Raw genomic sequence first — 7,666 nt, forward strand, 5'->3', positions numbered from 1 at the left:
AGGACCCGAGCCCATGGCCCAGGTCCTTCTCTTGGGAGTGCCCGCCTGCGGGGTTGCGGGCGTGCAGTGGTCCGTCTTGGTCTTCTCGCCCGTGGCTATGCGAGCGCGCCGCTGCCCATAGTGCCGCCGGCAGAGCCCGCGCCCGTGCCGGAGGCGTTGCGGGTGCCCTGGGCGTCCTCGCCCTCGTGGGCCTGCGCCCAGGGCTCGCTCTGGAGCACGGCCTCGCGCACGAGCAGCGCGAGCCTGAGCGCGAGCGGGCCGACCAGCGGGGCGAGCGCAAACGTGAGGAGCGCCTTGCCCGTGGGGAGCGCACCCGCGATGGCGAGGCGCGCGGCGGCGTCTCCCGCGCAGACCGCCAGGAAGGCGATCAGCGTCGCGGGGACGAGCATCATGGCGTTGCTGACGCGCATGGACTCGCGGCCCATGTGCCAGGTGAGGAACACGGCGCACACCCACGCGACCACGGCGGGGGTGAGGCACGCCAGCGCGGCAAGGCGGGCCGCAAGGCTTTTGCCAAAGAGTGCGTCGGCGGCGCCCAAGGGGCTCAGCACGGCAATCGCGACGGCCGCCTCGCCTAGGACCAGCGCCGCCACGCACGCCCTTCGTCTGGTCGAGGTGGCCACCATCCTGCGAAGGCACGCTCCTGCGTCGCACGCGTGGGACAGGTCGTCCGTCATGGCAACATCCTCCTTTGCGGGTCGGCTTCCCTTGCGCCCTCGCGCGGCCGGCCCCTGTCAGTCTCAATCGACGTTGCCAACAATGGTCGCTCATGCCGGTCGCGTGCGTGTTAGCTGCGTTTAAGGAATCGGTACGCATTGTGACGCCGCCTGCCTGGGCGTGTAGGGGCATCCCAATGGCGCAGTTGGTCCGTTTCCGTCGCGTGTCGCGCGCGCCCGGCCCGTCGGGCGTTCTGTACAATGCCCCCAACCTTGGGCGCTCGCATGACGGAGGCACGCATGGGATACACGGAGCGCGAGTACTGGTGCCAGCGCGACGACAAGAGGATCTACGGCAAGCTGTTCCTTCCGGATGGTTGGCAGGAGCGCCCGCACGCGACGGCCATCTTCAGCCACGGCCTGAGCACCAACCACGGCGACATGGAACCCTACGCCCGCACCGCCGCTGAGCGGGGGATGGTCACGTACGTGTTCGACTTCTGCGGTGGCGGAAACTACAGCCAGAGCGACTGGCAGGACAACATGTCGCTCTTCACGGAGCAGCACGACCTCGAGTCCGTGGCGTGGGAGCTCTCGCGCGAGCCCTTTGTGGACGAGCGCAACCTCTTCCTCTGTGGCGCGAGCCTGGGCGCCACGGTTACGCTCATGGCGGCGCGCGCCAACGCGCAGATCGTCAGGGGATGCGCGCTGCTCTACCCGGCGTTCAACCTGCACGACGCGGTGCACGGCGCGTGCCCCAACCGCGACGACATCCCGGATTCCTTCCCGATCATGGGCATGAACGTGAGCGGGGACTTCCTGCGCTCGTGCTACGACTACGACTTCTTCGAGCACATCCCCGCGTTCCCGCGCGACGTGCTGCTGTTCCACGGCGACGCCGACTCCGCCGTGCCGCTCTCGTACTCCCAGCGCGCGGCCGAGCTCTTCCCCAGCTGCGAGCTCCGCGTGATTCCAGGCGGGCGCCACGGCTTCGAGGGCGACCAGTACTGGCAGGTTGTGAACCAGGCCGCCGACTGGCTGCGCGCCCACATCGTCTAGCCGCCGCAAGCGGGGGAGAAGAACGTCCCTAGTGCTTGAAGAGCCTGCTCATGAGGTCGGCGTTGTGGGCGAGGCGGCGGTTCTTCTCGTCCTCGTTGGCGTGCCAATCGCCTGGCTCGCCGTCGAGTACGTCTCCCTGGCTGGTGCCCTCCGGAAGCTCCGCGAGCGGGACGTCCATGAAGCGGGTCCCATCCACCTCGAGGACCGTGACGTCCCCCTCGATCCTGTCCACTATCGCGCGCATGGGCGCCTTCCCTTCTGGCTGTCTGCCGACCCCTGGCCGCTATCCTCCGCAAACCTGGCAGGCTGTGTAGCCCTCGGCCTCTGCCTGCGACTTCGTCATGCTCGTGAGGTTCTTGCTGCGCGAGAGCGTGCGGCACCCCTGGGCGTGGTACTTCTTACCCGTGGGCGTCACGTAGACGGTCTGGTCCTGGCCTGCCGTCGAGCCGCCCGAGGGCTGTGCCTGCGGGGACGCCGCCTGTGCGCCGCCCTGGGACGAGCCCGAGCTGCTGCCGTGGCCTCCGCTCAGGGTCGCCTCGCCCGCACCCGCGTTCTCGCTCTGCGCCACCACGGTGCCCTGGCGGGCCGTCGTGACGGAGACGTCCGTCCCGTCCGACGTGACCGTGATTGTGCCCTGGGCGCCCGTGCCGTAGATTGCGGCGCCGGCGGCCGAGAGTGCGTCCATCACGGTCTGGGCGGGGTGACCGTAGGAGTTGTCCAGGCCGTAGCTCAGGATCGCGACCTTGGGCGTGAGCTTCTGCGCTACCGCCGCGTTCGTGCCGGAGGCCGAGCCGTGGTGCGACGCCTTCAGCACGTCCACGTGGCCGACGGAGCACTGCTCGAGGGCCTCGGCGGGGGCGTCGCCCGTGAAGAGTAACGTGTTCTGTCCGTAGGTTACGAGGATCACGACGCTGTAGCCGTTCGTGTCGCCATAGCTTGCGCCTGCCTGCGGCCACAGGACGTCTATCCTGTAGCCGTCCTGTGCCGCTATCTGCTTGCCTGCTGCGGCCTCGTCGATTTGGAGTCCCTTTGCCGCGACCGCCTCAAGGAAGCGTGTGTAGGTCTCGGTTGAGTGGTTGCAGTTGGGTGCCCAGACGGAGCCGACGTCCTCCGAGGCAATCACCGTAGGCAGCCCGCCGATGTGGTCGGCGTCGGGGTGCGTCGCGACGAGCCAGTCGATGCGGCTGCGGCCGTCCGCGGCGAGCGCGGAGTCGACGGTCGAGCCGCCCTCCCTTCCCGCGTCTATCACCATGGTCTTGCCGTCGGGGAACTCGATCACCGCCGCATCGCCCTGTCCCACGTCCAGGAACCTGACGACCAGTTTCTGGCCTTTGGCGGCATCGCTTGCGGAAGGCTTGGCCGCCTGCGCCGCGGTTGATGCCGTAGCGTCGGTTTGGCCAGGATCCTTCTGCTTCGATTCCGCCTCCGTGCCGCTATCGGATGCGCTGATGCTCGTATCCGTCTGCTGCTGGGCATCGCTGTTGGAGTGCGAGTCTGCAGTTGAGCCCGCGCATGCTAGGACCGTGCTCAGCAGGGCAATGAGGATGAAGCCGAGGAATCCCCAGAGGCAGCCCCTTGCGCATCCTCCGTTGTCACCCCTTGTCATGACGCGCCCCCTAGAGCAGGCAGGTCAGGAGCGTGAGGATGGCGAGGCCGCCCTGGGTGAGGATGATCTTGGGGTTGCTTGTCACGCTGCCGTACGCCGCGACTGCGACGATGTAGAGCATGAGCGCCACCACGGCGGGCTTGCTGGCGAAGCCGAAAACCGCGACGAGGATCAGCACGGCGAGAAGCCCGTTGTACACGCCCTGGTTCTTGAAGAGGGTCCTCACGGAGGGACGGTTGAGCTCCGCCGTGGTCATTCCGAAGACCCTCGCCGTGTGGTCGGAGGTCGTCGCGATGGTCTCGAGGTACAGGATGAAGAAGAATTCGGCGGCGACGAGCGTTGCGAGGATGATGGTGACGATGCTCATGGGATTCCCTTCGTACGTCTGTTGTATGACGAAAGTTTAGCTGAAGAGAAGCCAAGCATTCGCAAAATGGCGCATAAAGTAACTCAAGAATGTAAGAAAACGGCCGCGCTCCGTACCAAAACGGAGACGCGGCCGAAGGCAATTCGGGAGTCGCGTGCGCGTTGCGGCATGGGGCCGCAACGGCACCGAAAGGTTAGAGGGATCTTAGCGCATCGACAAGCGCGGTCTTGGCCGTGGTCTTCTCGTCCTTCATCTTGATGACCTTGGCGGGGCAGCCTGCGACGACGGCGCCGGCGGGCACGTCCTGCGTGACCACGGCGCCGGCTGCGACCACGGCACCCCTGCCGACGCGGCAGCCTTCGATCACGACGGCGTTCGCGCCGAGCATCACGTCGTCCTCGATTACGACGGGGGTCGCGCTCGCCGGCTCGACCACGCCCGCGAGGACGGTGCCCGCGCCCACGTGGCAGTGCTTGCCCACGATGGCTCGCCCGCCCAGCACGGCACCCATGTCGATCATGGTGCCCTCTCCGATGACGGCTCCGATGTTGATGATCGCGCCCATCATGATGACGGCGTTGTCACCGATGGCGACCTTCTCGCGAATGATCGCGCCGGGCTCGATGCGTGCGTTCACGTTCCGAACGTCGAGCATGGGGACGCCGGAGTTTCGGCGGTCGCACTCCACGACGACGTCCTCGATCTCCGAGGCATGCTCCTCGAGGGCCGGGCCGACCTGGGACCAGTCCCCGAAGACGACCTTGCTGCCCGCGCCGAACACGTGGGAGTCTGGGCCGTAGTCGATGCTTGCGCCCGGCGCCTCCCTCACGAAGACGCGGACGGGCGTCTTCTTTGGCGCGTTGGCAATGTAGTCGATGATCTCCTGTGCGTCCAAGTGTCGCATCTCCCTATCGCTCGAGCGGCTGGTCGCCGAACATGAGCTGGTCGAAGGTGTAGAAGCCAGGCTCCCTCGTGACGAGCCGCTTCGCGGCGGCCACGGCACCGTTCACGAAGATCTGCCTGCTCGTTGCGCGGTGGGTGAGGCAGAGCTCCTCGTCCGTGCCGAAGAAGTGGACCTCGTGCGTGCCCGCGACGGTGCCGCCGCGCAGGCTGTGCATCCCGATCTGTCCCTTGGGTCGCGCGCCGACCATGCCCTCTCGCCCGTAGACGACATCCTCCTCGTGGCTGGGGTCCACGGCGTCGAGCAGCATGTTCGCGGTCCCCGAGGGGGCGTCCGCCTTCTGGTTGTGGTGTGTCTCGACGATCTCCACGTCCCAGCCGGCAAGGGCGCGTGCGGCCTCGGCGGTGACGCGACGGAGCACTGCCACTCCCAGCGAGTAGTTTGCCGAGTGGATGACCGCGCTCTTCTCGCTCAGCGCACGTATCTGTGCGAGCTCCTCGTCGGAGTAGCCGGTGGTGCCGGAGAGAAGCGCGCATCCCGTGCGGCGGACGTAGGCCAGGGTGTGGGGGAGTGCGGCCCGGTTGCTGAAGTCGATGGCGAGGTCCGCGGCGGGAGCCTCCTCGTCAAGCCGGGAGGCACTGTCCACGTCATATGTGCCGACTACCTGGAACCCGCCGTCGGCCTCGAGGGAATGGGCGATGAGGGTGCCCATGCGACCGGCGCCGATGAGCGTGACGGTGAGAGGACTGCCGCTAGTCAATCAGACCGACCTCCCTCATGGCTGCGTAGAGACGCTCGCGCGCGGGGTCGGACATGGGCCAGAGCGGGCTGCGGTAGCTCTCGGTCAGCATGCCCATCTTGGCGAGCGCGGCCTTGACGGGGATGGGGTTGACCTCGCAGAAGAGCGAGTGGATGAGCTCGAGGTAGTCGAGCTGGGTGCGGAGCGCGGCCTTGGTGTCGCCCGCGAACCAGCTGGCGCACATGTCGTGCACGACCTGCGGGCAGACGTCGGCCCAGACGCTGATTACGCCAGAGCCGCCGAGCGAGAGGATGGGGACGACCATGTCGTCGTTGCCGGAGAGCATGCGGAAGTCGTCGGAGAGGTAGCGGGCAGCCATCGTGGCATAGGAGATGTTGCCCGAGGCCTCCTTGATGCCCCAGGCGTTGGGGTGCTTGCTCAGACGCGCGATGTTGCGCTCGGAGATGGAGCAGCCCGTGCGGCCGGGGATGTTGTACAGGATGCACGGGACGTCGACCGCGTCGAGCACCGTCGTGAAGTGGTGGTAGATGCCGTCCTCGTTCGACTTGTTGTAGTAGGGGGTGATGAGCAGGAGGCCGTCGATGCCGAGCTTCTGCAGGCCGAGGCTCTTGTTGAGGCTCTCCGCCGTGGCGTTGGAGCCGGAGCCGCCGATGACCGGGACGCGTCCCGCGACGCGGTCGATCACGCACTTGGCGACGGCGAAGTCCTCCTCGTCCGTCATGGTCGACGACTCGCCCGTGGTGCCAAGCACCAGGATGCCGTCGGTTCCGTTGGCGAGGTGGAAGTCCACGAGGCGCTCGAGTGCCTCGAAGTCAACGCTCTTGTCCTCCTTGAACGGGGTGACGAGTGCGACGATGGATCCGCGAAGGTTGGTCATGTCCATTTTCTAGCTCCTTATTACGGGACGGGGCACGCGCCCTCGTCCTCTGTGTCGAGAAAGATTTTGAGCCAGCCAGCCGCGAGCGCGACCGCGTCGACCCGGCGCCCCTTAAGGACGCCCGGTCTTGGGCTTGCCCGCCCCGGAGTCTGCGGGTGCGTCCCACCCGTCGAGCACGTCGAGCGTCGCGAAGTAGTCGCTCGGGGTCTCGGCACGGCGTATGAGCCTGACGTCGCCGTTGGGCTTGAGCAGGAGCTCCGCGTGCCTGAGGCGGCCGTTGTAGTTGTAGCCCATGCAGTGGCCATGGGCGCCCACGTCGTGGATGAACAGCAGGTCGCCGGGATGGCACTCTGGCAGCGCACGACCGTTCGCGAAGCGGTCGGAGTTCTCGCACAGGGCGCCCGTCACGTCGTAGGTGTGGTCGTGGGGCTCGTCCTCGCGTCCCACGACGGTGATGTGGTGGTAGGCGCCGTAGAGCATCGGCCTCATAAGGTCCGATGCGCAGGCGTCGACGCCGAGGTAGTCGTGGTAGATGTGCTTCTCGTGTATCACGCGGGTCACGAGCCCTGCGTGGGGACCCGTGATGAAGCGGCCCATCTCCGTGAAGATGGCGACGTCGCCCATGCCGGCGGGAACGAGCTCCTCCTCGTAGGCGCGACGCACCCCCTCCGCGATCTTGAAGATGTCGTTGGGACGCTCCTCGGGGCGGTAGTCGATTCCCACGCCGCCGGACAGGTTCACGAACGCGACCTTCGCGCCGAGCTCCTGGTTGAGCCTGCGCGCCGCCGCGAACAGCGTGCGGGCGAGCGTGGGGTAGTAGTCGTCGGTCACGGTGTTCGACGCGAGGAGCGCGTGGATGCCGAAGCGCTTGACGCCCAGGGACATGAGTCTGCGCGTCGCCTCGAGCATCTGGTCCATCGTCATGCCGAACTTGGCCTCGGCGGGCTCGCCGAAGATGCCGTTCGCGAAGGGGAACTCGCCGGGGTTGAGGCGCATGCTCATGACCTCGGGGAACGAGCCCACTGCGTCTTGATAGGAGTCGATGTGCGTGATGTCGTCCAGGTTCACGGTCGCACCGAGGCGGGCGGCATGCGCGAACTCCTCCAGGGGGGTGTCGTTCGAGGAGAACATGATCCTCTCGCCAGAGACGCCCATTCGCTCCGCCATGATGAGCTCGCACTCCGAGGAGACGTCGAGGCCGAAGCCCATGTCCAGCAGGATCTTGATGATCGCGGGGTTGGGGCAGGCCTTGACGGCGTAGTACTCGCGAAAGCCCGGGTTCCACGAGAAGGCGTCCAGAACTGACTGTGCGGTCTTGCGGATGCCCTCCTCGTCATACAGGTAAAAGGGCGTGGGGAAGCGCGAGGCAATGTCCTCGAGCTGATTCGCTGTCACAAAGGGCGTCTTGCGTCCCATCTTGCCTCCCTATGCGGCCATCCT

9 protein-coding genes are annotated in these 7,666 nt (G+C 66.8%); 1 reads left to right on the forward strand and 8 read right to left on the reverse strand.

Annotation, left to right across the window (positions count from 1 at the left end; translation table 11 throughout):
- Positions 1-95 precede the first annotated feature (95 nt).
- Positions 96-677: a hypothetical protein gene (locus ACI38Z_RS09030; protein WP_439789870.1), complete on the reverse strand. Its 582-nt coding sequence runs from the start codon at positions 675-677 to the stop codon at positions 96-98.
- A 279-nt stretch (positions 678-956) separates the two neighbouring features.
- On the opposite strand from ACI38Z_RS09030, the gene ACI38Z_RS09035 reads away from it, so the two are divergent.
- The gene (locus ACI38Z_RS09035) at positions 957-1,715 is read left to right on the forward strand and encodes an alpha/beta hydrolase family protein (RefSeq protein ID WP_439789871.1); all 759 of its coding nucleotides are present in this window, start codon (positions 957-959) and stop codon (positions 1,713-1,715) included.
- A 28-nt stretch (positions 1,716-1,743) separates the two neighbouring features.
- Here ACI38Z_RS09035 and ACI38Z_RS09040 read toward each other — a convergent pair whose 3' ends face one another.
- The 7 genes from ACI38Z_RS09040 to ACI38Z_RS09070 all read right to left on the reverse strand — a co-directional run bounded on the left by ACI38Z_RS09040 (position 1,744) and on the right by ACI38Z_RS09070 (position 7,642).
- Positions 1,744-1,959: a DUF3006 domain-containing protein gene (locus ACI38Z_RS09040; protein ID WP_439789872.1), complete on the reverse strand. Its 216-nt coding sequence runs from the start codon at positions 1,957-1,959 to the stop codon at positions 1,744-1,746.
- A gap of 39 nt (positions 1,960-1,998) precedes the next feature.
- On the reverse strand, positions 1,999-3,321 hold the full coding sequence (locus ACI38Z_RS09045; protein ID WP_439789873.1) for a ComEC/Rec2 family competence protein: 1,323 nt from the start codon (positions 3,319-3,321) through the stop codon (positions 1,999-2,001).
- Positions 3,322-3,331: 10 nt separating this feature from the next.
- Entirely contained in the window at positions 3,332-3,688 is a 357-nt protein-coding gene (locus tag ACI38Z_RS09050) for a DUF1304 domain-containing protein (RefSeq protein WP_439789874.1), read from the reverse strand.
- 193 nt (positions 3,689-3,881) lie between these two features.
- Positions 3,882-4,583, reverse strand: a complete 702-nt coding sequence (dapD, locus tag ACI38Z_RS09055) for a 2,3,4,5-tetrahydropyridine-2,6-dicarboxylate N-acetyltransferase (protein WP_439789875.1) — start codon at positions 4,581-4,583, stop codon at positions 3,882-3,884.
- Positions 4,584-4,596: 13 nt separating this feature from the next.
- Positions 4,597-5,349, reverse strand: a complete 753-nt coding sequence (dapB, locus tag ACI38Z_RS09060) for a 4-hydroxy-tetrahydrodipicolinate reductase (RefSeq protein ID WP_439789876.1) — start codon at positions 5,347-5,349, stop codon at positions 4,597-4,599.
- Positions 5,342-6,232 (reverse strand): 4-hydroxy-tetrahydrodipicolinate synthase, encoded by an 891-nt coding sequence (gene dapA, locus ACI38Z_RS09065; protein ID WP_439789877.1) that lies wholly within the window; start codon positions 6,230-6,232, stop codon positions 5,342-5,344. The genes dapB and dapA overlap by 8 nt, the downstream gene beginning before the upstream one ends.
- Positions 6,233-6,337: 105 nt before the next feature.
- Positions 6,338-7,642, reverse strand: a complete 1,305-nt coding sequence (locus tag ACI38Z_RS09070) for a diaminopimelate decarboxylase (RefSeq protein WP_439789878.1) — start codon at positions 7,640-7,642, stop codon at positions 6,338-6,340.
- Positions 7,643-7,666 lie beyond the last annotated feature (24 nt).

The organism is Parafannyhessea sp., from assembly GCF_051876455.1.
Classification (GTDB): Bacteria; Actinomycetota; Coriobacteriia; order Coriobacteriales; family Atopobiaceae; genus Parafannyhessea.